This is a genomic window from Nitrospirillum viridazoti CBAmc (assembly GCF_000730165.1).
In the GTDB taxonomy this organism is placed as follows: domain Bacteria; phylum Pseudomonadota; class Alphaproteobacteria; order Azospirillales; family Azospirillaceae; genus Nitrospirillum; species Nitrospirillum viridazoti.
The window spans coordinates 468,638-491,347 of the sequence record NZ_CP022113.1; the positions used below are offsets into that span (position 1 = coordinate 468,638).

A 22,710-nucleotide genomic window follows, 5' to 3' on the forward strand; every position below is an offset into this window, starting at 1 on the left:
CGGACCGCCAGCCTGCATGTCGCGTCAGAACTTGGTGTCCAGCCGGATATAAACCTGCCGGCCCAGCGCATCCTCCAGACTGGGCAGATAGCCGGTGAACTTGGCCCAGGGCGGATCGCGGTCCAGAAGGTTGACCGCACCCACGCTGACCCGGATGGCATCCGTGGCCTGGAAGGCGTACTGCGCATCCCACACCACCCAGGACCCCACCGTGGCGGAACTGGCTGCCCCCAGGTTCACGCCGTAATCGTCCACCACACCGGAGGTGTAGCGCATGGTCAGGGTGGCGGTGTGGGGCCCATGCTCCCAGGTCAGGTAGGTGTTGTCGCGCCAGCGCGGCGTGACGGGGGCGAAGCTGTTGGCGTTGCGGTGGCCTACCACCTCATAGATGGGCCCGCCCGGGTTGTTCTGGATCTCATAGCTGTGGATGTAGGCCAGCGTACTGCGCAGGGTCAGTTCATGGTCGTCCAGGTCCCAGGTGTAGGCGGCGGAGACGTCGATGCCATCGGTCGTGACCGCACCGGCGTTGAAATAGCCGACATTGACACCCACCAGCGTGCCGCTGGCGTCGCGGATGACGGCCGGCCCTGTCGGGTCGGCGTTGATCACGGCCTGGGCGTTCTGCAGCGCGATCTTTTTCTTGAAGTCATAGTTCCAGTAATCGACCGACACCTCGGCGTGGCGGATGGGGTTCCAGGTGATGCCCAGATCGTAGTTGGTTGAGGTTTCCGGCTGCAGCTTGTTGTTGGGCACCGTGTTGACGTTGCGGAAGGTGCCTTTGTCCCCGGCCACCAGCGGGTCATACAGGTTGGACGTGCCGCTGGTGGCAGCACTGCCCACCGATTGGGCCAGGGCCGGCGCGCGGAAAGCAGTGCTGGCCGCGGCCCGCAGGGTCAGTTCCGGCGTCGCGTGCCAGTTGACGCCGATCTTGGGGTCGATGCTGTCGAAGGGACCATAATCCTCATACCGGATGGCGCCGTCGACATAGAGGTCCTTCAGGATGGGCAGGCCCAGCTCGGCGAAGCCGCTGCCGATCTGGCGCGTGCCCGATCCCGACACCCCCGGCGGCAGGTAGGCGGTGCGGCCGCTGGTGCGGAAGGCGTCATAGAGGATGGAGCGATATTCGTTACGGAACTGACCACCCACGGCCAGCGCGCTGGTGCCGCCGGGCAGGTCGAACAGCTTCCCCGTCACCACCCCCTCCGCGATCATGTATTCCGACACGGTGCGCGAGGTGGTGTAGGTGAAGAACTGGTCGATGACCGCCTGGCTGTTGACCTTCTGGTCCTTGCCGAAGGGGCTGAAGTAGGAACAGCCGTTGGTGCCGGGCACGAAGCTGGCGGTGCCATTGAAGGATACCGGGCAGCCGGCGCCGCCATAGCCGTTGACGGCGTATTGCAGCGACACCAGGTCGGTTTCCTTGACGTCGTAGACCTGCTGCTCACGGGAATAGACGCCGTCCAGCGAATATTCCCAATCGCCCCACAGCTTGCCCTTGGCGCCCAGCACCAGGTGGGTGCCGGTCAAATCCGTCTTGTCGTCGTCATGGGGGCCATTCACGCCCATGACACGGCCCAGAAAGGTGACCGGCACGCCGAAGGGATTGCCGGGGTTGTTGGCGGGCACGATAATGTTGCCGCGGGTGATGGGTGTGCTGGCGACACCGTAACGGTCGGAATCCTGGAAGTAATAGCGGCCTTCAAAGAAGATCTGCTGGGTGTCCGTCAGGTCATAGGTGCCGCGCACATGCGACAGCACCTGCTTGTAGGCCGGCTGGATGGGGTTCATGGCCTGGTAGCTGAACTGGCAGGCGCCCAGGGGGAAGCTGTTGCCCACGAACACACCGCCGGTGCCGGGGACGTCACAGCTGGGGTCCGCCACCTGCACGTTCTTGGTGGCCGCCGCGGTGGGGTTGGCCCCGGCGGCGACCCGGGCCGCCACGGTGTTGTTGTACAGCTGGGTGTAATCGATGGCGCCGTTGACGCCGTTGTTGATGACGACGTCGCCGCCGCTGGCGGTGTGCGGGGCCGAGGACAGGATGAAGTTGCCCGGCTGCGACGTGCCCGAGGGGCTGTAGAAGTTGGTCACCCGGCGCTGGGAATTCTGCAGGTTCTTCTGGTGTTCGTAGCTGAACGATCCCACGACGTGGAAGCGGTCGCCGCCGCCGCCGAACATGCCCTCCGCCAAATACTTGGGCGCCCCGTCGATGAAGGTGTACTGCCCGCCCGCGGCCACGCCGTTGAACTTGTCATCGGTGATGAAGTTCATGACACCGGCGATGGCGTCGGAACCATAGAGGGCCGATGCGCCGTCCAGCACCGTCTCCACCCGCTGGATTTCGATCAGCGGCACCAGGGTGTTCAGGTTGACGTAGGGGTTGAGGTTGCTGTCGGTGTCCGTGGCCGCCGTGCGGTGGCCGTTCAGCAGCACCAGGGTGGAGGACGGGCCAAGGCCGCGCAGGTTGGCGGAGCGGGAGCCGTGGTTTTCCGGTCCGCCCTTGGACAGATCCTGCGCGCCGCCCATGCTGCCGATGTTAGCGGGGGTCAGATTGGTCAGCTGGCTGAGGTTGCTAACGCCTGAACGGCTGATGGCGTCGCGGTCCAGGGTCTGGGTGGGGTCGGGAATATCGGCCTGGCTTTTCACCTTGAGGTAGGTGCCGGTAACGACGATCTCCGCGATGCCGTCGTCGGCCGGATCCACGTCCTTCTGCTGAGCCATTGCAGGATTGGCCGCCACGCACAAAGAAATGAGCGCCACGACCGAAGCGGTCGCCCGCAGATTGGCTGCAAATCCAGACGCAGATACACTTTCAATTTTCATTATTTCCCCTCCCCGATTGGCGTTTTATGCCGACCCACGACGGCATCGCCTTCTCTATTCATGAGGAGTATTGTAGGGGTCGTTAGATTTGTAAAATTTGTTTTTTACATGCATTAATAAACGGCGCTTATCAATGCAACCATCGCAAAACTGCCGCCTTCAGCGCGGCAACGATTGTGATGAATGAGGTTGCTGTGATAAGGAATTTATATGGATGTCAATCTTCGGCAGATCCGCGCCTTCCTGGCGGTGGTCGGGCTCGGCGGCTTTACCCGGGCCGCCGGCGCGCTGAACATTTCCCAGCCCGCCCTGACCATCCGCATCCGCCAGCTGGAGGACCAGATCGGCCTGCGCCTGTTCGACCGCAACACCCGATCGGTGCAGCTGACCCGCGTGGGTCAGGAACTGCTGCCCGTGTTCCAGCGCCTGATGAAGGATTTCGACGGCGCCATGGCCGACATCCGGGAATTCTCGGAAGAGCCGCGCGGCACCATCCGGGTGGCCGTGCTGCCCAGCTTCGCCGCCGGGCCCCTGCCCGCCCTGATCGCGGACTTCCGCGCCCGCAACCCCCGCGTCTCCTTCGTGCTGAAGGACGCGGTGGGCAAGCGCGTGCTGGCCATGGTGCGCAATGAGGAGGTGGACTTCGGCATCGGCGTCGGCGGCGTGGATGAGCCGGATTTGGACACCATCGACGTCTGTGAGGACCGGCTGGTGCTGGTCTATCCCCGGGGCCATGCGGCGGGTGAGCTGCCGTTGGCCTCCGTGCCCGTCATTTCCCAATTCCCGCTGGTGCTGATGGACAAGGACACCAGCGTGCGCCGCCTTGTGGATGAGGCCTTCGCCGGCGCCGGTTCCATCGCCACCCCCGCGTGCGAGGCGACGTACATGTCCACGGCGGTCAGCATGGTGCGCGCTGGCCTGGGCCTGGCCATCCTGCCTGCCTCCGCCATCGAGATCCGGGGCTTTGCCGACATCGCCACGCGGCCGATCGACGATGCCGGCTTCGTCCGCCGCATCGTCATCATCAAGCGCCGGGGAAGCTCGCTGCTGCCGGCGGTGGAGGAATTCACCAAGGTGCTGCTGGCGGCGGCCAACTCCTGCACGGCGACGTCGGGGGCTTGCCTAAATGTCGAGGTCCAGGATGGCGGAGCTGAGGCACTTGCCGTGGGCGTCCAGGGCCAGTGATCGCGTGACGCCGCCGCCCAGCGTGCGCGTCAGGACGAAGTTCAGCGCCCCCAGCCCCGGCAGGGCATAGCGCACCACCTCCCCTTGGATCAGGGCGCCCAGGTGGTGGCGCACCCGCTCCACCGTCACCGCCGCCTCCAGCCGGGTGTAATCCTCCGTCCGATAGGCGATGACGGAGATGTTGGAGGTGTTGCCCTTGTCCCCCGTGCGGGAATGGGCCAGCTCGCGCAGCTTCATGGCTGAACCTCCATCATGTGGACTTGCGGATTGACCAGCTCGCGCGGGATCAGGGTCGATTGCACGGCGATGACCTCCTTGGCCATCTTGGTGGCGCCGCCGCCGCCGGCCGGGCCGTTGGTGTACAGCCCCTCCACCTCGTTGCCGATGCGCTCGGCATCCTTCAGGGTATGGGTCCGGCCGGCGACGCGCAGGCGGACCTCATAGGGTTCGGGGGCCGCCGCCGACAGCTCCGGCCCATGGATGGCGTCCACGCCGATGAGGTCCAGCCGCAGTTCGCGCAAGGGCAGGCCGATGATGCGCAGACGTTCCGCCACGATGTCGCGGGCCAGGCGCGCCCGCGCCAGGGCGCCGGGACCGGCGTAGGAGATCTGGCCCTCGCCGATGTAACCGTCGCTGTAGCCCAGCGAGACCTTGAGGCTGCCGGGCCGTGCCGCCCCGCTGCCGCCATCCACCCGTACCTGGTCGGGGCCCGCCTCGGTGATGGACACGCCGCTGAAATCGGCCGCCACGTCCGGCGTCAGATAGCGCGCGGGATCGTGCACCTCATACAGCAGCTGCTCCCGGCAGGTGGCGCCGGTGATCAGGCCGCCGCTGCCCGCCACCTTGGTGATGGTGGCGGCGCCATCGGCCGCGACCTCGGCGAGGGGGAAACCCAGGCGCGCCAGGTTGGGCACGTCCTTGTAGCCGGGATCGGCGAAATAGCCGCCGCTGACCTGGCCGGCGCATTCCATGAGGTGGCCGACCAGCGTGCCCTTGCCCATGAGTGTCCAGTCATCCGCCGCCCAGCCGAATTCATGCACCAGCGGCGCCAGGAACAGCGACGGGTCGGCCACCCGGCCGGTGACGACCACGTCGGCCCCGTCCTTCAGCGCCCGCACGATGGGCTCCGCCCCCAGGTAGGCGTTGGCGGCCACCAGGCTGTCCGCCAGGCTGGATACCGGGGCGCCCGTTTCCTCGATCGTCAGGTCCTGGCGGGCGCGGATGATCTCCGTCACGTCATCGCCGGTGACGATGGCGATGCGCAACGGCCCCAGGCCCAAGGACCGCGCGACGGCCGCCACGGCGGCGCCGGCGGCATGGGGGTTGGCGGCCCCCATATTGGTGATGATGGTGATGCCATTGCGCCGGCAGGCGGGCAGAACGGCCGCCATGCGGTCGGCCAGCAGGGGGTCGAAGCCGGCGGAGGGATCCCGCCGCTTGGCCAATTGGGCCAGGGCGATGGTCCGTTCGGCCAAGCATTCGAAGACCAGATAGCGGATGTCCCCCGCCTCGGCCAGTTCCACCGCCGGCTCGATACGGTCGCCGGAATAGCCGGCGCCGGTGCCTAGTCTGACGCGTTTCAACGCGGATGCCTCCTGGTCGCGGATCCCTACAGGGGCAGCACGCCGATGACGACGGCGGCCGCCGTCATCAGCAGTGTGGCGCCGAACAGATAGGGGATGCTGAATTTCTGATGCTCTCCCAGCCCGATGCCGGTCAGCCCGATGACCAGGAAGGTGGCGGGCGTCAGGGGGCTGACGGGGAAGCCGGTGGTCATCTGGCCCAGCACGGCGGCCTGCGCCACATGCACGGGCTGGCCGCCCAAGCTGCCGTGAACCGAGGCGATGACCGGCAGGATGCCGAAGTAGAAGGAGTCTGGATCGAACAGCAGGCTGAGCGGCATGGACAGCACGCCCAGGATGACGGGGATGTGCCCCGCCATGCCGGACGGCATCACGGACACCGCCGCGCCGGCCATGGCCTTCAGCATGCCGCTGCCCTGCATGATGCCGGTGAAGGCGCCGGCGGCCAGCAGGATGCCGGCCATCATCAGCGCCGCCTTGGCATGGGCATCCACCCGCCGGCGCTGTTCCGCCACGTCGGGGTAGTTCAGCATCAGGGCCGCTACGGTGCCCAGCATGAACATGACCACCGGATCCACCCAGCCGCCCACCATGACCGTCATGACGGCGACCGTCAGGGCCAGGTTCACCCAGAACAGCCGGGGGCGGCGCAACGCCCGCTCCTCCGCCGTCAACGGCCGTTCGGCGGCCGGGACGGGGCCTGCGCCCGCCAGCGTTCCAGCCTGGGTCAGGCGGCGTTCCTCCCGCCGGCCCAGCCACCAGGCGGCCGCGAAGACGAAGGCCAGGCCCGCCACCTGAACCGGCACCAACGGGCGGAAGATGTCGGACACCGGCAGGTGCAGGGCGGCGGCGGCGCGGATCATGGGGCCCGTCCAGGGCAGGAAGTTCACCCCCGCCGCCAGCGAGGTGACGCAGGCCAGGATGCGCCGGTCCATGCCCAACCGGTCGAACAGCGGCAGCATGGCGGGGATGGTCACCAGGAAGGTCACCGCCCCCGACCCGTCCAGATGGATCAGCAGCGCCAAAAAGGCAGCACCAACGGTGATGCGCCAGGGCCGATGCCCCACTAGCCGCAGGATGCGGCTGATGATGGGGTCCAGCATGCCAGCATCGGTGACCACGCCGAAATAGAGGATGGCGAAGACGAACATGCCGGCCACGGGGGCGATGGCCTTGATGCCGTCCAGGATGAAACGGCTGGTCTCCAGCCCGAAGCCACCCAGCAGCGCCCCGGCGACGGGCACGGCGATCAGGGCCACCAGGGGTGATAGCCGGTTGCTGAGAATGGCCAGGAACAGGACGGTGACCGTACCGAAACCCAGTACCGCGATCATGCCTCTCCCCCTTCTCCCGCGTCCGGTTCAGCCCGGACGTCGTGGCCCTTGGCGCCTGATGGTTCGATCCCTAGGGTTAAGGAGGAGGGCCCGATAAGGGAAATAGATTTGTTCTATATTTGCGATAGTAAAGTTTAATGAATTCCACGCTGACCCTCCCGGGGCCGGGCAGCAGCGATAATCAAAATCTATCAATCGCATAAAGTTAATCTAATTCCTTCCGCCCTTCCGCCATGGCATTCCCAGGGACAGAAGACAGAATAGGGTGGGGAGGTTGACCATGCGTGTGATGACCTGGATGGGGGCGGCGGCCGGCGCCTTGCTGGTATGGGCCGCGAACGCCCCTGCGGCCCTGGCGGCCACCCCGAGCGTAGACTGCGCCAGCCTGGCCGGGCGCAGCTTGCCCGAGGCGCGCGTCCTGTCGGCCGAGCCCGTGGCCGCCGGCCCCTACAAGGCGCCGGACGGCACCGTCACCTTCCCCGACCTGCCCGCCTTCTGCCGCGTGGTGGCCATGGCCGAGACGGATGTGAAGGTGGAGGTCTGGCTGCCCGAGGCCGGGTGGAACGGCCGCTTCCAGGGCGTGGGCAACGGCGGCTTCGCCGGCAACTTCAGCTATTACGCCATGGGCCCAGCCCTGCGCGCCGGCTATGCCGTGGCCGGTACCGACACGGGCCACGGCCCGGCGGAAGGCAAGCCCGGTACCCGCCTGGACTGGATGCACGACCCCACCCAGTTGGCCAACTGGGGCCACAACTCCATCCACCGCATGACCGTGGCGGCCAAGGCCATCGTCGCCGCCCGCTATGGCACGCCGGCGGCCAAGGCCTATTTCGAAGGCTGCTCCACCGGCGGCGCCCAGGCCATGACGGAGGCGGAGTATTTTCCCGGCGACTATGACGGCATCCATGCCGGCGCGCCGGGCATGAACTACACCCGCCTGATGATGAGCTTCCTGTGGAGTTCGCGGGCGACGCTGCTGGATCCCGCCAGCACCCTGTCGGCGGAAAAGCTGACCCTGCTGCACCAGGCGGCGCTGAACGCTTGCGATGCCGCCGATGGCGTCAAGGACGGGCTGATCGAGAACCCGCAGGCCTGCCGGTTCGACCCTGGCGTGCTGCAATGTAAGCCTGATGCCACGGACACCACGGCCTGCCTGACGGCGCCGCAGGTGGCCGCCGTGCGCGCGCTCTATGCCGGCCCGCGCAACCCGCGCACGGGCGAGGCGATCTATCCCGGCCTGGTGCCGGGCAGCGAATGGGGCTGGGACCTGCAGCAGGGCAAGTTGCTGGAAGCCTATGTCATCCCCCTGTTCCAGAACATGGTCTACGACAACCTGTCCTGGCGCTGGCAGGACTTCGACTTCGACCGGGACGTGACGCTGACGGACGAAAAGGTCGGTGCCACCATCACCGCCGTGTCGCCGGACCTGTCCGCCTTCAAGGCGCGAGGCGGCAAACTGATCATAAGCCAGGGCTGGGCCGACCAGCTGAACGCCCAGACCTATCCCATCCAGTATTACCAGGCTGTGGCGGGCACGTCCGATCCGGCCCAGGCGCGGGCGCGGCTGGGGGGATATTTCCGCCTGTTCATGGCGCCGGGCATGGGGCACTGCTATGGCGGCCCCGGCCCCAACCGTTTCGATGCCGTAACCGCCCTGCGCGCTTGGGTGGAACAGGGCAAGGCGCCGGACCGGCTGGTCGCGGCCAAGCACGAGAAGGATCTGGACCCCACCTCCGCCGTGCTGCGCACCCGGCCCCTGTGCCCCTACCCCGCCGTCGCCCACTGGACCGGCAAGGGCTCCAGCGACGAGGCGGCGAACTTCACCTGCTGGTGACGGCTCAGGCCAGCATCATGCCGCGTGCAGCGGCGATGCGGTCGGCGATGTGCTCGCGCACAGCGGCAATACGCCGGGTGTGGTGGCTGTCCGGGTGGCTCAGCAGCCAGTAGGTGCGGGTGAAGCGTATGTCCGGCAGCACCCGCACCAGTTCCGGAAAGCCCGCAGCCGCGTAATCATGCAGCACGCCGATGCCGTGGCCGGACCGCACCGCCTCGATCTGGGCGACGACGCTGCCGCATTCGTAATGGCGGTCGGTGTGGCGGCCGACTTCTCCGGCGTAGTCGAGCGCCCGGCTGTAGGCGAAATCCTCGACATGGGTGACGAACAGCCGGCCGGCCAGATCCGCCGTCGTACCCAGAGGGCCATGGCGGTCCAGATGCCTCTGACTGGCATAAAGGCTCAAGGAATAGTCGGTCAGCTTGCGCACCATCAGCCGGCCGTGGTCCGGCTGTTCCAGAGTGATGACCAGGTCCGCCTCGCGCCGGGAGAGGGAGAAGGTGCGCGGCAGGGGCACCAGCTGGATGGTCAGGCCGGGATGCCGTTCCGCCAAGGCGCCCAGTTCCCGCGCCAGGAAATAGGTGCCGATGCCGTCCGGCGCGCCCACCCGCACCGTGCCGGTCAGCCGGTCGGCACTGCCGGAGAGGATGGACCCCGCCTGCAGCAGCTCGGACTCCATGCGCTCGGCCGCCGCCATCAGCGTCTCACCCGCCGGTGTCAGGGTGCAGCCCTGGGGCCGGCGCTCCACCAACAGCACGCCCAGGGACGTTTCCAGCGCTGTCAGGTGTCGGGCCACCGTGGCGTGGTTCAGGCCCAGGCGCTGGCCAGCCCCCAGGATTTGCCCAGCACGGGCCACGGCCAGGAAGACGCGGACCTGATCCCATTCCATCGACATATCCAGACTATAAAATCTGCACAACGAAGCCGCGACATTGCAGGTTGATGCGCAGTTCTGCAAGCCGGATAAGCGAGGGGATAAGACCCGGCGGAGGAACGAGCGCCATGACCAAATCCATCCCCCATCACATCGCTGGCCGCCCCCAGGCTGGCCGGTCCGGCCGCACCGCGCCGGTCTACAACCCGGCGACGGGTGAGGAGACGGCCCGCGTCGACCTCGCCTCCGTCGATGAGGTGGCGGCGGCCGTGGCGGCGGCTGCTGCTGCCTTTCCCGCCTGGGCCGCCACCCCGCCCCTGCGCCGCGCCCGCATCCTGAACCGCTTCCTGCGCATCCTGGAGGATCGGGCGGACGAACTGGCCGCCATCATCGTGTCCGAACATGGCAAAGTGCACTCCGACGCCCTGGGCGAGATCCAGCGGGGCATGGAGGTGGTGGAGTTCGCCACGGCCGCCCCCACCCTGCTGAAGGGCGAGGTGACGGAGAATGTGGGCACGCGGGTGGACAGCCATTCCCTGCGCCAGCCCCTGGGCGTGGTCGCCGGCATCACCCCGTTCAACTTTCCGGCCATGGTGCCCATGTGGATGTTCCCGGTGGCTCTGGCCGCCGGCAACACCTTCATCCTGAAACCATCGGAGCGGGATCCGTCGGCCGCCCTGGTCATCGCCCGGTGGCTGGAGGAGGCGGGCCTGCCCGCCGGCGTCTTCAACGTGGTGAACGGGGACAAGGTCGCGGTCGACGCGCTGCTCACCGCCCCGCAGGTGCAGGCCGTCAGTTTCGTGGGATCCACGCCCATCGCCCAGTACATCTATGAGACGGCGGCGCGCCACGGCAAGCGCTGCCAGGCCCTGGGCGGGGCCAAGAACCATATGGTCATCCTGCCCGACGCCGACCTGGACCAGGCGGTGGACGCCCTGATGGGCGCCGCCTACGGTTCGGCGGGTGAGCGCTGCATGGCCATTTCCGTCGCGGTGCCGGTGGGCCAGGCCACGGCCGACGCCCTGGTGGGCCGCCTGGCCGACCGGCTGCGCACGCTGAAGGTGGGGCCGGGCACCGATCCGCAGTCGGAAATGGGCCCCCTGGTCACCCGCCAGCACCTGGACAAGGTACGCGGCTACATCGAGGCCGGCGTGGCCGCAGGCGCCAAACTGGTGGTGGACGGTCGCGACATCCGGCTGCAGGGCTATGAGAACGGCTATTTCCTGGGCGGCACGCTGTTCGACCACGTGACGCCGGACATGAGCATCTACCGGGAGGAGATCTTCGGTCCCGTCCTGTCGGTGTTGCGGGCAGACAGCTACGACCAGGCGGCCCAGCTGATCAACGATCATCCCTATGGCAACGGCACCGCCATCTTCACCCGCGATGGCGACGCCGCCCGTGAGTTCGCCCACCAGATCCAGGTGGGCATGGTGGGCATCAACGTGCCCATTCCCGTGCCCATGGCCTTCCATTCCTTTGGCGGCTGGAAGCAGTCGCTGTTCGGCGACCACCACATGCATGGGCCCGAGGGCATCCGCTTCTACACCCGGCTGAAGACCATCACCACCCGCTGGCCCACCGGCATCCGCGCGGGCGCCGAGTTCGTCATGCCGACGATGAAGTGAGCCTTACTGCTCGGCCAGGCTGAAGATGCGTTCCGCCGGCACCCATTTCTCCCCCAGCTTGGCCCAGGGCAAGGGGCGCTGAAAGGTATCCATCAGCGCCTCCCAAGCCTGGACGTCGGGATCGGCGGCGTCGGCCTCGGCCTTGGCTTCGGGGTCGTAGTCATCCGTCACCTCCACGATCATCGCCAGCCGGTCGCCGCAGAGATGGATTTCCATCTCCAGGATGCCGGCCTGGCGGATGGCGCGCACCACGGCCGGCGGCACCTTACCGGGCGCGTGCCACTGGCGATAACGCTCGATCAAGGCGGGATCGGACTTCAGGTCCAACATCAGGACATGGCGGTTCATCATTGTCTTTCTTGTGATATTCACACCTTGACGGGCGCGAAGGACGGCGGCCGGTCGGCCGCGTCGGCACCGAAGCGGGGGTTGGGCTTGGGGCCCATCTGGAAAGTCAGCCGGCCGCCCGCCGCCAGGCTGGCATGGCTGATCCAGCTCTTGGTATAGGCTGCTCCATTCCAGGAGACGGATTGGATATAGGGACTGTCGGGCCCGTTGCCCGGCGCCTCCACCACCAGCCGGCGCCCCTGCCCCACGGTCAGCTCCGCCCGCCGGAACAGGGGCGAGCCGAAGACGTAGATGGGCGTCACGGGGTCGACGGCATAAAGGCCCAGGGCGCTCATGAGGTACCAGGCGCTCATCTGACCGCAATCCTCATTGCCCGCCAGGCCATCGGGTTGGTCCTGGTGCATGGTGCGCAACAGCATGCGCACCCGCGCCTGGGTCTTATGAGGGGCGCCGGCGTAGGCGTAGAGATAGGCCACGTGGTGGCTGGGCTCATTGCCGTGGGCGTATTGGCCCACTAGGCCCGCGATGTCCGGCGGCGCGTCCGCCGGCATCTCGGAACTGGTGGTGAACAGCTCATCCAGCTTGCGCTCGAACGCGCCGGCCCCGCCGAACATCTCCATATAGCCGTAGAGGTCATGCTGGTTCAGGAAGGTGGCCTGCCAGGCGTTGCTCTCGGTGAAATCCCGCCATTTCTTCATGTGACCCATGGCACGGGGATCGAAGGGCTCGATCCACTTGCCGGCACCGTCGCGGGCGCGCACGAAGGTCAGTGCCGGGTCGAAGACATGGCGGTAATTGCGGGAGCGTTCGGCCAGGGCGCGGGCGTCGTCGCGGGCGCCGGCCCCCGCCGCCAGATGGGCCATGGCCCAATCGTCGTAGGCGTATTCCAGCGTGCGGCTGACCGCCTCATCCACCGTGTCGCTGGGAATGTAGCCCAGGCGCCGATACTCGCCCATGCCCAGGGTGGTGTCCTCGAAGGCCCGCTTGCGGAACACCGGCCAGGCGGCCTTGTAGTCGATGCCCTTGAAGCCCTTGGCCTGCGCCTCCGCCAACACCACGGCGGAATGCCAGCCGATCATGCAGCCCGTCTCCCGCCCCTGCAGCGGCCAGACGGGCGGGCCGGCCGGGCTTTCCACCGCCATGCGCACCAGCCCGTCCACGAGGTCGGGCACGCGATCGGGCTGCACCAAGGTGAACAGGGGGTGCAGGGCGCGATAGGTATCCCACAGCGAATAGGTGGAATAGGTGTGGCGCCCCGCCGGCATCTGATGCACGGCGTCGTCCATGCCGCGATAGCGCCCGTCCCCATCGCTGAACAGGGTGGGCGCCAGCAGGGCGTGGTAGAGGGCGGTGTAGAAGATGCGGCGGTCGGCGTCGCTATCCGCGTCGATGCGGATGCGGGACAGCTCCGCCTGCCAGGCGTTGCGCGCCGCCACCCGCACGCGGTCGAAATCCCAGCCGGGAATGTCGCCCTGCAGGTTGCGTAGCGCGCCCGCCTCATCCACGGCGGACAGGCCGACCTTGACCAGCAGGGGCGCCTGGGCGGCGTCGGGATAATGCAGCGCGCACTTCAGGTTGGTGCCGGCCGCCTGGTCGCCCGCCACCGGCTGGTCGTCGGAATAGAGCTGCGCCGTGGTGAAGGGCCGGGACAGCTTCAGGGCGAAGTAGATGTGGCGCCCGTCGGCCCACTGGTGCACCCGCCGGCCGCCCACCAGGGTGTCGTTGCCCACCAGGCGCAGGCTGGCGTCGGTCACCCGGGTGGGCACGCCGTGCTTGTCCTGCATGCCGTGGTGGAAGTCGACCAGCAGATGAGCCCCGTCCTTTCCCTGCGGAAAGATATAGCGGTGCAGACCGGCACGCGCCGTGGCCGTCAGTTCCGCCGCGATCCCGCTGTCCTTCAGCCGCACGCGGTAATAGCCGGGGGTGGCCTGTTCGTCGGCATGGTCGAAGCGGGCGCGGTAACCACCCTCGGGAGACTCAAGACTGCCCGGTTGCAGCACGACCGGGCCGAGCCTGGGCACCACCAGCACGTCCAGCATGTCGCCCACGCCGGTGCCGCTGAGATGGGTATGGGAAAAGCCCATCAGGGTGCGGTCGTCCTGGTGATAGCCGGAGCAAGAGTCCCAGCGGCCATTGTCCGTGTCCGGGCTCAGTTGCACCATGCCGAAGGGCACGGTGGCGCCGGGATAGGTGTGGCCATGACCGCCGGTGCCGATGAAGGGATCGACCCAGCGGGTGAGGTCCTCGCCCTCCCCTGCCCCTTCCCTGGCCCAGGCCGCCGCCACCGGCAGCCCACGTCCGCCCAGCAAGGCCAGGCCGGCGGTGCCCCCCAGCAACGTCCGACGTGTCAGCATGATCTTCTCCTTCCCCATCGCGTCCCCGCCTGCTGGCGGGGCGCCCACGGTGCCACCGTCCCTCGCGGGAACCGGCGGGCTGATTATGTGGATACCTATTCCTTGACCTGTCCGGGCAGGTCCCAAATCTGCGCGCGACCGCCGGCCAGGCTGGCGTCCAGGACTGGATGCAGGTCGAAAACGATGACCTCATTCACCCCGACCTTGAGAAAGCTCTCTGGCACGAACAGGGTGCGCTGCGGCCCGACCGACCAATGACGGCCGAGATTGTGGCCGTTCACCCAGGCGTAGCCTTTGCCCCAGCCACGCATGTCGAGGAAGGTGTAGCCGGCCTCCTTGACCTCGAACGTGCCGCGGTGAAAGGCGGGGCCGTCGCTCACCGTGCCAACCCGGAACGCCAGGCCGCCCAAGTCGTCCAGCGGCAACCCCTCGTGGGTCCAGCCCTGCAAAGACTGGTCCTCCAGCGCCACCCCGCCGATGAGGCCCTTCTGGTCCCGGCCGATGCGCTCGCCATAATTGACGTGCCCCATGGTGTCGACCAGGATCTCCAGGCTGTCCCCCGCCTGGACGGACAGGGTGATTTCCCGTTCGCTCAGGCGCCGGTCCAGCACGCCGACGCGGCGCCCGTTGACCGACACCACGGCGTAATCGCGGACCTCGCCGATACGCAAGGTGCCTTTGGCGGCTTTGGCGAACCGGTGGCGATAGCGCATGAGACCGTGGTTTTGACCCAGGGATTCCAGCGTCCGGGGGGCCGGCGCCGCCACCGGTCTGCCGAACAGGGGCGTAACCGCCGCCGTCTCGGTCAGCCGGAAGCGGGGAATTTCCAGCGCCTTCTGTGGCGCCGGCAGGGGGGCGAACCGCTCCGCCGGCAGATAGCGCCTCATCACCTCCAGCACTGCGCTGAATTTCGGCGTGGGGCGCCCGGCCTCATCGAACAGGGCGTCATAGTCATAGCTGGAGATGTCGGGCTGATAGGTTTCGGTCTTGCGATCGAAGTTGGCGCCGGCATCGAACCCGAACGACGTACCGCCGTGCGCCATGTAGAAGCTGACCGAGATCTGGCGGTCCAGCATCCATGTCAGGCTGTCGAGCAAGGGCGGCGCCGGCATCGCGGAATGCACCTCGCCGAAATGATCGAACCATCCGCCCCAGAGTTCGGTACAGATGCGCGGACCGGATGGCTTGAACGCGGCGTAGCGCTTGAACTCCTCCTCCGCCTTGTCCGTGGTGCCGAAATTGATGCCGTTGATCAGCGACGGCAGGGTGCCCTTTTCGATGACCGACGCGCCGTCGACCGTGTACAGCGCGCCGTCGAATCCCGCCGACCGGATCTGGTCGCGCACCGCCTCCATATAGGCGCGGTCCTGCCCGAAGGAGCCGTACTCATTCTCCACCTGGGTCATCAGGACCGGCCCGCCCTTGTCGATCTCCAGATGGGCGACCTCTTGCCCCAGCCGCTTCAGCCAGCGGCCGGACAGCTCCATATAGGTCGGGTCCAGCGACCGCGCCTTGACGCTTTCGTCCGCGAAAACCCAGGCCGGCAACGCGCCGCCGTCCCATTCCGCGCAGGCGTAGGGCCCGATGCGCAGCAGGACGTGCAGGCCCTCCTCCTGCGCCAGGGCCAGCCAGGCGGACAGGTCCAGGTTGCCGGTGAAGTCATACCGCCCCGGCGCCTTTTCATGGGCGTTCCAGAAGACGTAGGCGCTGAGCGTATTCAGCCCCAGGCTCTTCAGCTTGCGCAGGCGGTCGCGCCAGTCCGCACGGGCGATGCGGGGATAGTGCAGCTCCCCGGCCAGGATCTGCAGGGGCTGGCCGTCCAGCAGGAAGTGGTCGCCGTTGGTGGTGAAACGGCTGGTGCCGGCTCGCGCGGCGGTGAAAGGCGCCAGGGCGCCAGCGGTGAGACCGGCGGCGCCGGCCAGTAAGGTTCTGCGGGGGATCATGGCTGTCCGGTTTGAGAGGTGCTGGGGCGCGGCCCCGTCAGGCTTCGGCATGCGTGTCCTCCCCCTCAGCGCACGGGCGCGCGCAGCAGCGCCGGCTTGCGGGCCAGAAGGTCGATCATCAGTTCGCCGAACAGGGTGTTGGCCCAGGCGAACCAGGACCGGGTGAAATGGGTGGGGTCATCCTGGTCGAAGGCCTCATGCATGAAGCCGGTACCGGCATGCGTGGCCTTCAGCCAGGCCAGGCACTGGCGGATCTCGGCGTCGTCGTCGCTGGTCAGGGCGCGCACGATGATGGCCATGGGCCAAATCATGCGCAGGCCTTCATGTGGGCCGCCAACACCTTCCCCGGCGGTGCCCTGGAAGAAATAGGGGTTGTCGTCGCTCCACACCCGCGCCCGCGTGCGGCGGTACAGGGGATCGTCGGCAGCGCAGCAGCCCAGGTAGGGCAGGCCCAGCAGGCTGGGCACATTGGCGTCGTCCATGAACAGGCGGTTGCCGAAGCCGTCGACCTCATAGGCCCAGATGTCCTGGCCGGCTGCGTCGGCCATGCGGCCATGGGCATGCACCGCCGTCTCGACCTCCGCCGCCAGGGCCAGCGCGTCCTGGGCCAGCGCTTCCTCCCCACCCACGGCGCGCCAGAGGGGCACCAGCAGGCGGAGGGCTGCGACCGCGAACAGGTTGCCGGGGATGTTAAAGGCATACAGGCAGGCGTCATCCGAGGGGCGGAACATGGCGTGGATCATGCCCACCTTGCGCGTGGGGAAGCCGTAGCCGTCCAGCGCCAGGGTTTCCGTCGGCGTCTCCGCCTTGCGCTGGAAGCGATAGGGGCCGGGGCCGTCCTTGCGCTGCTGCTGGCGCAAGGTGGCGACCACCAGGCGCGTGGCCGCCCGCCATTCCTTATCGAACGGCGTCACATCCCCGGTGGCCCGCCAATAGCCGTGGGCCAGGCGAATGGGATAGCACAGGCTGTCGATCTCCCACTTCCGCTCCGCCACGCCGGGCTTCATGTCCGTCAGGTCGTCCACCGCCCACTTGTTGGGGGTGGTGCCCTTGGGGTCCGGCAGGAAGGCGTTGGCGTAGGGGTCGATCAGGATGCAGCGGGCCTGGCGGTGGATCAGGCCCTGGAATACCTGGCGCAAAACGGCGTCGTTCCTGGCCAGCGGCAGGTAGGGCCACACCTGGGCGGAGCTGTCGCGCAGCCACAGGCATTCGATGTCGCCGGTGATGACGAAGCTGTCGGCCTTGCCATCCAGCCGTCCCAGTTCCACGGTCGTGTCCAGGGTGTTGGGGAAGCAGTTCTCGAACAGCCAGGCCAGCTCTGGATCCGCGATGGCGGCCTTCACCCGCGCCAGCTCCCGCTCCACCGCCGGGCTGGACACCTTGCGTTGGGCCGGCGGCGGGCGCCGGCTGGCAAGGGGGGCGGCACGGGCATGCCCTGCCGGGAAGGCCCCGATCAGGGCGCCGCCCGCCAAGCCCCACAGCGCGTCACGCCGGCTGATCATCGCGTCTTCCTCATTTCGGCCCTTCATTTGGGTAGGGCTTGACGGCCCTGGATGTCGACCGTCTTCTCCACCCCCGGGGTGAAGTCCGGCTGGCCACCACCCACGAAGACCTGATAGCGCCCCGCCTCCACCGCGCGGTTGCCGGCGGCGTCCACGCCACTGATGTCACGGAGCTGCACCTGGAAGGTCACGCGCTTGCTCTCCCCCGGTTCCAGGCGCACGCGCTGGAAACCGGCAAGCAGGCGCCGCGGCGCCAGGGGACCGGACGGCGGCGTGACGTACAGCTGCGCCACCTCCTCACCCGGATGGTCGCCCACGTTCCTGACCGTGACGCTGGCCGTCAGCGGCTGGCCAGCCGCCAGATCGGTCGCGGACAGCGTCAGATCGTCATAGGCGTAGCGGGTGTAGCTGAGGCCGAAGCCGAAGGGGTATAGAGGCGTACCCTCGAAATAGCGGTAGGTGCGCCCGGCCATGGCATAGTCGACGAACGGCGGCAGGTCGCGGACAGAGCGGTAGAAGGTCACCGGCAGGCGGCCGGACGGATTGTTGCTGCCGGTCAGCGTCTCGGCGAGCGCCCGGCCGCCGCGTTCCCCCGGATACCAGGCGGCCAGCACGGCGTCGGCGTGATCCTGCGCCCAGTTCAGGGCCACGGCGCTGCCGGACATCAGCACCACCACCAGGGGCTTGCCGGTCCCGGCCAGGGCTTCCAGCAACTGGCGCTGCGGCAGGGGGAGGCCGATGTCGGTGCGGTCGCCGCCGTCGAAGCCGTGCACGGCAATGCCCAGTTCCTCCCCCTCCACGTCCGGCGACAGGCCGACGAAGGCGATGATGGCGTCCGCGCCTTTGGTGGCGGCCAAAGCTTCCGCCCGCTGGACCTCCGCCGGGGCCAGCCACATCAGGCGCACACCCTGGTCCTGGCCGCTGTGCACCAGCTCCAGGCGCAGGCGGTGGGGGCTGGTGCCCTCGACATGCAAGGGCACCATGAGGTCACTGTCCTTGCCGGTGCCGGGGTCGTTCAGCACCAGCCGGCCGTCCAGGTACAGGCGCACGGGGTCGTGCCCTTGGCAGTCGAAGCAGCGGTCCACCCGCACCGCCAGGGTGTAGTCGCCCGGCCCCGGCGGCACCAGCAGGCCGGTCCAGCGCACGGCGTAGCGGCGCGCGTCCATGCCGGGGACCGGCGGCACCTTGTCCCAGTCGAAATCGACGGTGCGGTCGGTGCGGGTCAGGCGCGGTTCGCCGCTGAAATCCAGGCTGTCGAAATAGTCGCCGGTCAGGCCGGCCTCCGCCCCGCTGCCCGCCCCCGTCTTCAGCGCCGTCTCCGGCACCAGCACGGGCACGCCCTCCGCCAGGGTCGATCCCTGCGCGTAGCGGACTGTGCCCACGCCGGGGGCCATGCGCAGCGCCGCCAGGGGCGTATAGGCCTGGACGGCGGTGCCGTGATAATTGGCCTCCAGCACCCCCAACGCGTCGGCGTTGGGGCCGACCACGGCCAAGTTGGAGCCGGGGACCAGCGGCAGCGCGTTGTTGCGGTTCTTCAGCAGCACGATGGATTTGCGCGCCGCCTCCAGCGCCAGGGCGCGGGCGTTCACGTCGTCGATGCGCTCCGCCCCGATGTCGGCGTAGGGGTCGGCGGCGGTGAAGGCGCCCAGCCGGGCGCGGGCGGACATGACGCGCCGCGCCGCCTGGTCCACCGCACCCTCCGTCACCAGGTGCTGGCTGACGGCGGCGCCCAGGTCGGCATAGGCGTAGCGGCCGCCGCCGCCGCAGTTGAGGTCCGTGCCCGCCAGCAGCGCGGCGGCGGCCGAGCCGGCATTGTCGGCGCGGTAGTGATGGAAACGTGTCATGTCGTCCACCGCGTCGCAGTCGGACACGACATAGCCCTTGAACCCCCAATCCCGCCGCAGCCGGCCGTTCAGCAATTCCGGATCTGCACAGACCGGGGTGCCGTGCAGGGCGTTGTAGGCGCACATGACGGACCCCACCTGCCCCTCCGTAACCGCCGCGCGGAAGGCCGGCAGGTAGGTCGCCTCCAGATCATGCGGCGAGACGTCGACGTCGAAGGCGTGGCGCCCAGCCTCCGGCCCGCTGTGCACGACGAAATGCTTGGCGGTGGCGATGGCCTTGGGATGGGCCGGATCCGGCCCCTGAATGCCCTGGATGAAGGCCACGGCCAGGCGGCCGGTCAGGTAGGGATCCTCGCCATAGGTTTCCTGCCCCCGCCCCCAGCGCGGATCGCGGAAGATGTTGATGTTGGGTGACCAGATGGTCAGGCCCTGGTAGCGGTCATGATCGGCCTTGGGCCCAGCGGCGTTGTACTTGGCCCGCGCCTCGGTGGAAACGGTGTCGCCCACACGGCGCAGCAGGTCCGTGTCCCAGGTGGCGGCCAGGCCGATGGCCTGGGGGAAAACGGTGGCGTAACCGGCACGGGCGACGCCGTGCAACCCTTCGTTCCACCATTCGTAGGCCGGCAGATCCAGGCGCGGGATGGCCGGGGCCGCACTCTGGATCTGGCCGATCTTCTCCGCCAGGGTCATGCGGTTGACCAGCGCATCGCTTTCCGTCTGCGACCAAGCCCCGGTGGGCAGGACCAGGGAAAGCAGGGCCGCCCCCAGCGCGAGAACCCGCTTCACGACCGTGTCCCCTTGGTGGCGCCGGCCAGGGAGCGCACGGACAGGGCCTGGCGCAGGGCGGCGATGTCGGCGGCACTGCGCACCGCCAACGTCACCGTCTGGCCCGGCAGCAGGTCGATAGCGTTATCCGACAGGCTGGCGTCCTGGTCGCCGAACTCCACCCAGACGCCACGGGCCAGGCGCTGCGCCTTGATCGTCAGGCTATAGCCGTCGGCGGCCGGCTGCAGGTCGGCGGTCAGCCCCGGATCCGTCAGGGACAGGTCGATGGCGTCGGCGAAATAGACGATCTCGCGCGAAACCGGCTGGCCTCCCTGCAGCAGTTCCACCACCGCGACGGTGCGGGCCGGATCCACCCCCTTCAACAGGGCAGCATCCTCGAAGGACCCCGCGTCGGTGCTGGACAGCGGCGCCAGGGTGACGGGCGTCGTGCGCTCCTGCCGGACGGTGCCGTCCATGTCCATGACCCGCAGGCGCCATTGCGCCGCCACCGGCGCGGTCAGGTCCGACACCAAATGGACGTCGGTCTTGCCGTTGTGCCGCTGGGCCGCCGCCAGCAGTGGGGCATAGAAGCGGCGGGCGTGGAACTGCAGCGCCTTCCACCGGCCGAAATAGTCGATGCTGGACCAGGAGGCACCGGGCCAGACGTCGTTCAGCTGCCAGTACAGCGAGCCCATGCTGTGCGGTCGTGAGGCGCGCAGGTGTTCCGCCGCCATCTGTATGCCCTCCGCCTGCATCACCTGGCTGAGGTAGACGAAGGCGGCGAAGTCCTTAGGCTCGCCATAATATTTGCGGATGTAGAACAGCAGGCGGTCGTTGCCGTTGCCATTGGCGAACTTCTGGTGCGCCCGCATGACCGGCGAATTCGGGCTGGCCAGATCCTCCGCGTTGGCGAAGGCGCGCACCGTGCGCATCACGGGAAAGGATTGCAGGCCGTACTCGGACTGGAAGCGCGGCGTGGTGTCCAGGTAATCCTCCAGCGGGGCGGAGCCGGACCACACCTTCCAGTAATGCTTGTCGCCGTCGTCCATCTGGTCGGCGGGGCCGTCGAAATCGGTGCTGGGGGTGCTGGCCCAATAGGGCACGCCGCCGGCGTACTTGGCCACCACGCCCCGCAGCACGTCGCCGAACAGCACGGTCATGCCGGTGACGATGCGCTCCCGCTCCGCCGGGGCGATGCTGTCCTTGAACGTCTGGCGGTCGGGCCAGGATTCCCAGCCGGTCTGCACCTCGTTGTTGCCGCACCACAGGACGATGCTGGGGTGGTCGCGCAAGCGCTTCACCTGGTCCACCGCCTCCGCCCTGCTGCTCTCGCGGAAGGCGGTGTCGTAGGGGGTGATGGCGCCGCCGAACATGAAGTCCTGCCACACCATGACACCCATCTCGTCCGCCAGGTCGTAGAAGGCATCGTCCTGGTAGTGGCCGCCGCCCCACATGCGCAACATATTCATGTTGGCGTCGCGGGCCGACTGCAGCAGGGCGCGGGCGGTTTCCGCCGGCACCCGGCTGGGGAAGCTGTCCATGGGGATGAGGTTGGCGCCCTTGGCGAAGACGGGGATGCCGTTCACCACGAACTCGAAGCTCTTGCCCCACTGGTCGGGCGCGCGGCGCAGTTCCACCTGGCGCAGGCCGGTGCGCCGCGCGGTGGTCGCCACCACCTCCGCGCCATCGCTGATGGTCGCCTTGAAGGTGTAAAGGTCGGGCGCACCATAGCCCACCGGATACCACAGGCGGGGATGGTCGATGCGTACCGGCAGGCTGATCTGGTTGGTGCCGGCGTCCAGTGTCACGTCCTGGGTGACGGCGGGCAGCGCCGTGCCATCCGGCGCGGTGGGGATGACCGTCACGCGCACGGTGCCCGGCCGGTCGGCGGCGACCTCGAACTCCGCCCGCACCGCCGCCGCCTCTGTTCCCACCTTCTGCTGATCGATGTGGAAATCGGCCAGGCGGGGGCCGTCCCAGGCCTCCAGCCGCACCGGCCGCCAAATGCCCAGGGTGACGTAGCGGGGACCCCAGTCCCAACCGTACTGATAGTTGGCCTTGCGCACGTAGTTGGAGGTCTGCTTGCCCGCGGGTTCATCACCGAAGGCGCTGTCGAACTCGCCCGGCAGGGCATAGGGCTGCCTGAGCAGCCAGGGTTGCAGCTTGGCGATGGGGGAGTGCAGCGCCACCGACAGGGTGTTGGTGCCGGGGCGCAGCGCCTGTTTCACCGGCACGCGCCAGCGGCGGAACATGTTGTCGGCCGACAGCAGCGGTTTGCCGTTCACGCTGACGTCGGCGAAGGTGTCCAGCCCCTCGAACACCAGGTCGACATGGTCATGGCGCAGCGTCGTCTCATCCACGGCCAGGGTGGTGCGGTAGTCCCAGTCGGCTAGGCCGATCCATTGCAGGCCGGCCTCGGCGTCGCGGTAGAACGGGTCGCCGATGCGGCCCAGGGCCAGAAGGTCGGTCTGCACCGCGCCCGGCACGGTGGCCGCCCGCCATTGCGTCTCCCCCCCATGCGCCTTGGCGGCCGGATCCTGCGGCGCCAGGCGGAAGGTCCAGCCCTGGTCCAGATCCCGCGTCACCGGCGCCGCTTCGGCCTGGCAGGGCACCATCAGCGCCAAGGCGAACGCCAGGGACAGGGAATGGTTCAGGGCGCGCGGCATGGGAAATTTCCTCTGGTGCGGCATCAGCTT

The 22,710-nt window shown here is 68.1% G+C and carries 14 protein-coding genes; 3 read left to right on the forward strand and 11 right to left on the reverse strand.

The window, feature by feature from the left end:
* Positions 1 to 24 precede the first annotated feature (24 nt).
* Positions 25 to 2,718: a TonB-dependent receptor plug domain-containing protein gene (locus Y958_RS29930; protein ID WP_186291632.1), complete on the reverse strand. Its 2,694-nt coding sequence runs from the start codon at positions 2,716 to 2,718 to the stop codon at positions 25 to 27.
* 312 nt (positions 2,719 to 3,030) lie between these two features.
* Between Y958_RS29930 and Y958_RS29935 the strand changes: the two genes are divergently transcribed.
* Positions 3,031 to 4,005, forward strand: coding sequence for a LysR family transcriptional regulator (locus tag Y958_RS29935; protein WP_088875561.1), 975 nt, complete (start codon positions 3,031 to 3,033; stop codon positions 4,003 to 4,005).
* Here Y958_RS29935 and Y958_RS29940 read toward each other — a convergent pair.
* The 3 genes from Y958_RS29940 to Y958_RS29950 are packed head-to-tail and all read right to left on the reverse strand — an operon-like array spanning position 3,943 to position 6,922.
* Positions 3,943 to 4,242 carry an AtuA-related protein gene (locus Y958_RS29940; protein ID WP_088875562.1) on the reverse strand — a complete coding sequence of 100 codons (300 nt, stop codon included), beginning with the start codon at positions 4,240 to 4,242 and terminating at the stop codon, positions 3,943 to 3,945. The two genes, Y958_RS29935 and Y958_RS29940, sit on opposite strands and share 63 nt — an antisense overlap.
* The gene (locus Y958_RS29945) at positions 4,239 to 5,588 is read right to left on the reverse strand and encodes an acyclic terpene utilization AtuA family protein (protein ID WP_088875563.1); all 1,350 of its coding nucleotides are present in this window, start codon (positions 5,586 to 5,588) and stop codon (positions 4,239 to 4,241) included. The genes Y958_RS29940 and Y958_RS29945 overlap by 4 nt, the downstream gene beginning before the upstream one ends.
* Before the next feature lie 26 nt (positions 5,589 to 5,614).
* Entirely contained in the window at positions 5,615 to 6,922 is a 1,308-nt protein-coding gene (locus Y958_RS29950; RefSeq protein WP_088875564.1) for a CitMHS family transporter, read from the reverse strand.
* A 280-nt stretch (positions 6,923 to 7,202) separates the two neighbouring features.
* On the opposite strand from Y958_RS29950, the gene Y958_RS29955 reads away from it, so the two are divergent.
* Positions 7,203 to 8,756 carry a tannase/feruloyl esterase family alpha/beta hydrolase gene (locus Y958_RS29955; RefSeq protein WP_088875565.1) on the forward strand — a complete coding sequence of 518 codons (1,554 nt, stop codon included), beginning with the start codon at positions 7,203 to 7,205 and terminating at the stop codon, positions 8,754 to 8,756.
* 4 nt (positions 8,757 to 8,760) lie between these two features.
* Here Y958_RS29955 and Y958_RS29960 read toward each other — a convergent pair whose 3' ends face one another.
* Positions 8,761 to 9,645: a LysR family transcriptional regulator gene (locus tag Y958_RS29960; RefSeq protein WP_088875566.1), complete on the reverse strand. Its 885-nt coding sequence runs from the start codon at positions 9,643 to 9,645 to the stop codon at positions 8,761 to 8,763.
* A 113-nt stretch (positions 9,646 to 9,758) separates the two neighbouring features.
* Here Y958_RS29960 and Y958_RS29965 point away from each other — a divergent pair, with 113 nt between their 5' ends.
* Positions 9,759 to 11,258: a CoA-acylating methylmalonate-semialdehyde dehydrogenase gene (locus Y958_RS29965; RefSeq protein ID WP_088875567.1), complete on the forward strand. Its 1,500-nt coding sequence runs from the start codon at positions 9,759 to 9,761 to the stop codon at positions 11,256 to 11,258.
* A gap of 3 nt (positions 11,259 to 11,261) precedes the next feature.
* Here Y958_RS29965 and Y958_RS29970 read toward each other — a convergent pair whose 3' ends face one another.
* The 6 genes from Y958_RS29970 to Y958_RS29995 form a co-directional block, all read right to left on the reverse strand.
* Entirely contained in the window at positions 11,262 to 11,609 is a 348-nt protein-coding gene (locus tag Y958_RS29970; protein ID WP_211098810.1) for an L-rhamnose mutarotase, read from the reverse strand.
* Between the two features lie 17 nt (positions 11,610 to 11,626).
* Positions 11,627 to 13,960: a GH92 family glycosyl hydrolase gene (locus Y958_RS29975; protein WP_088875791.1), complete on the reverse strand. Its 2,334-nt coding sequence runs from the start codon at positions 13,958 to 13,960 to the stop codon at positions 11,627 to 11,629.
* 95 nt (positions 13,961 to 14,055) lie between these two features.
* Positions 14,056 to 15,903, reverse strand: a complete 1,848-nt coding sequence (locus tag Y958_RS29980; protein WP_244909702.1) for a glycoside hydrolase family 35 protein — start codon at positions 15,901 to 15,903, stop codon at positions 14,056 to 14,058.
* 65 nt (positions 15,904 to 15,968) lie between these two features.
* On the reverse strand, positions 15,969 to 17,405 hold the full coding sequence (locus Y958_RS29985) for a glycoside hydrolase family 125 protein (protein WP_186291633.1): 1,437 nt from the start codon (positions 17,403 to 17,405) through the stop codon (positions 15,969 to 15,971).
* Positions 17,406 to 17,428: 23 nt separating this feature from the next.
* Positions 17,429 to 20,035 carry a glycoside hydrolase family 3 C-terminal domain-containing protein gene (locus tag Y958_RS29990; RefSeq protein ID WP_211098811.1) on the reverse strand — a complete coding sequence of 869 codons (2,607 nt, stop codon included), beginning with the start codon at positions 20,033 to 20,035 and terminating at the stop codon, positions 17,429 to 17,431.
* The gene (locus tag Y958_RS29995) at positions 20,032 to 22,680 is read right to left on the reverse strand and encodes a beta-mannosidase (protein WP_244909703.1); all 2,649 of its coding nucleotides are present in this window, start codon (positions 22,678 to 22,680) and stop codon (positions 20,032 to 20,034) included. The genes Y958_RS29990 and Y958_RS29995 overlap by 4 nt, the downstream gene beginning before the upstream one ends.
* Between the last annotated feature and the right edge of the window lie 30 nt (positions 22,681 to 22,710).

Coding starts and splice junctions, on each gene's coding strand:
- Y958_RS29960 (WP_088875566.1), bottom strand. CDS start 9,645: ATGGAATGGGATCAGGTCCGCGTCTTCCTGGCCGTGGCCCGTGCTGGG.
- Y958_RS29930 (WP_186291632.1), bottom strand. CDS start 2,718: ATGGCTCAGCAGAAGGACGTGGATCCGGCCGACGACGGCATCGCGGAG.
- Y958_RS29955 (WP_088875565.1), top strand. CDS start 7,203: ATGCGTGTGATGACCTGGATGGGGGCGGCGGCCGGCGCCTTGCTGGTA.
- Y958_RS29965 (WP_088875567.1), top strand. CDS start 9,759: ATGACCAAATCCATCCCCCATCACATCGCTGGCCGCCCCCAGGCTGGC.
- Y958_RS29970 (WP_211098810.1), bottom strand. CDS start 11,609: ATGATGAACCGCCATGTCCTGATGTTGGACCTGAAGTCCGATCCCGCC.
- Y958_RS29980 (WP_244909702.1), bottom strand. CDS start 15,903: ATGATCCCCCGCAGAACCTTACTGGCCGGCGCCGCCGGTCTCACCGCT.
- Y958_RS29975 (WP_088875791.1), bottom strand. CDS start 13,960: ATGCTGACACGTCGGACGTTGCTGGGGGGCACCGCCGGCCTGGCCTTG.
- Y958_RS29950 (WP_088875564.1), bottom strand. CDS start 6,922: ATGATCGCGGTACTGGGTTTCGGTACGGTCACCGTCCTGTTCCTGGCC.
- Y958_RS29935 (WP_088875561.1), top strand. CDS start 3,031: ATGGATGTCAATCTTCGGCAGATCCGCGCCTTCCTGGCGGTGGTCGGG.
- Y958_RS29985 (WP_186291633.1), bottom strand. CDS start 17,405: ATGATCAGCCGGCGTGACGCGCTGTGGGGCTTGGCGGGCGGCGCCCTG.
- Y958_RS29940 (WP_088875562.1), bottom strand. CDS start 4,242: ATGAAGCTGCGCGAGCTGGCCCATTCCCGCACGGGGGACAAGGGCAAC.
- Y958_RS29995 (WP_244909703.1), bottom strand. CDS start 22,680: ATGCCGCGCGCCCTGAACCATTCCCTGTCCCTGGCGTTCGCCTTGGCG.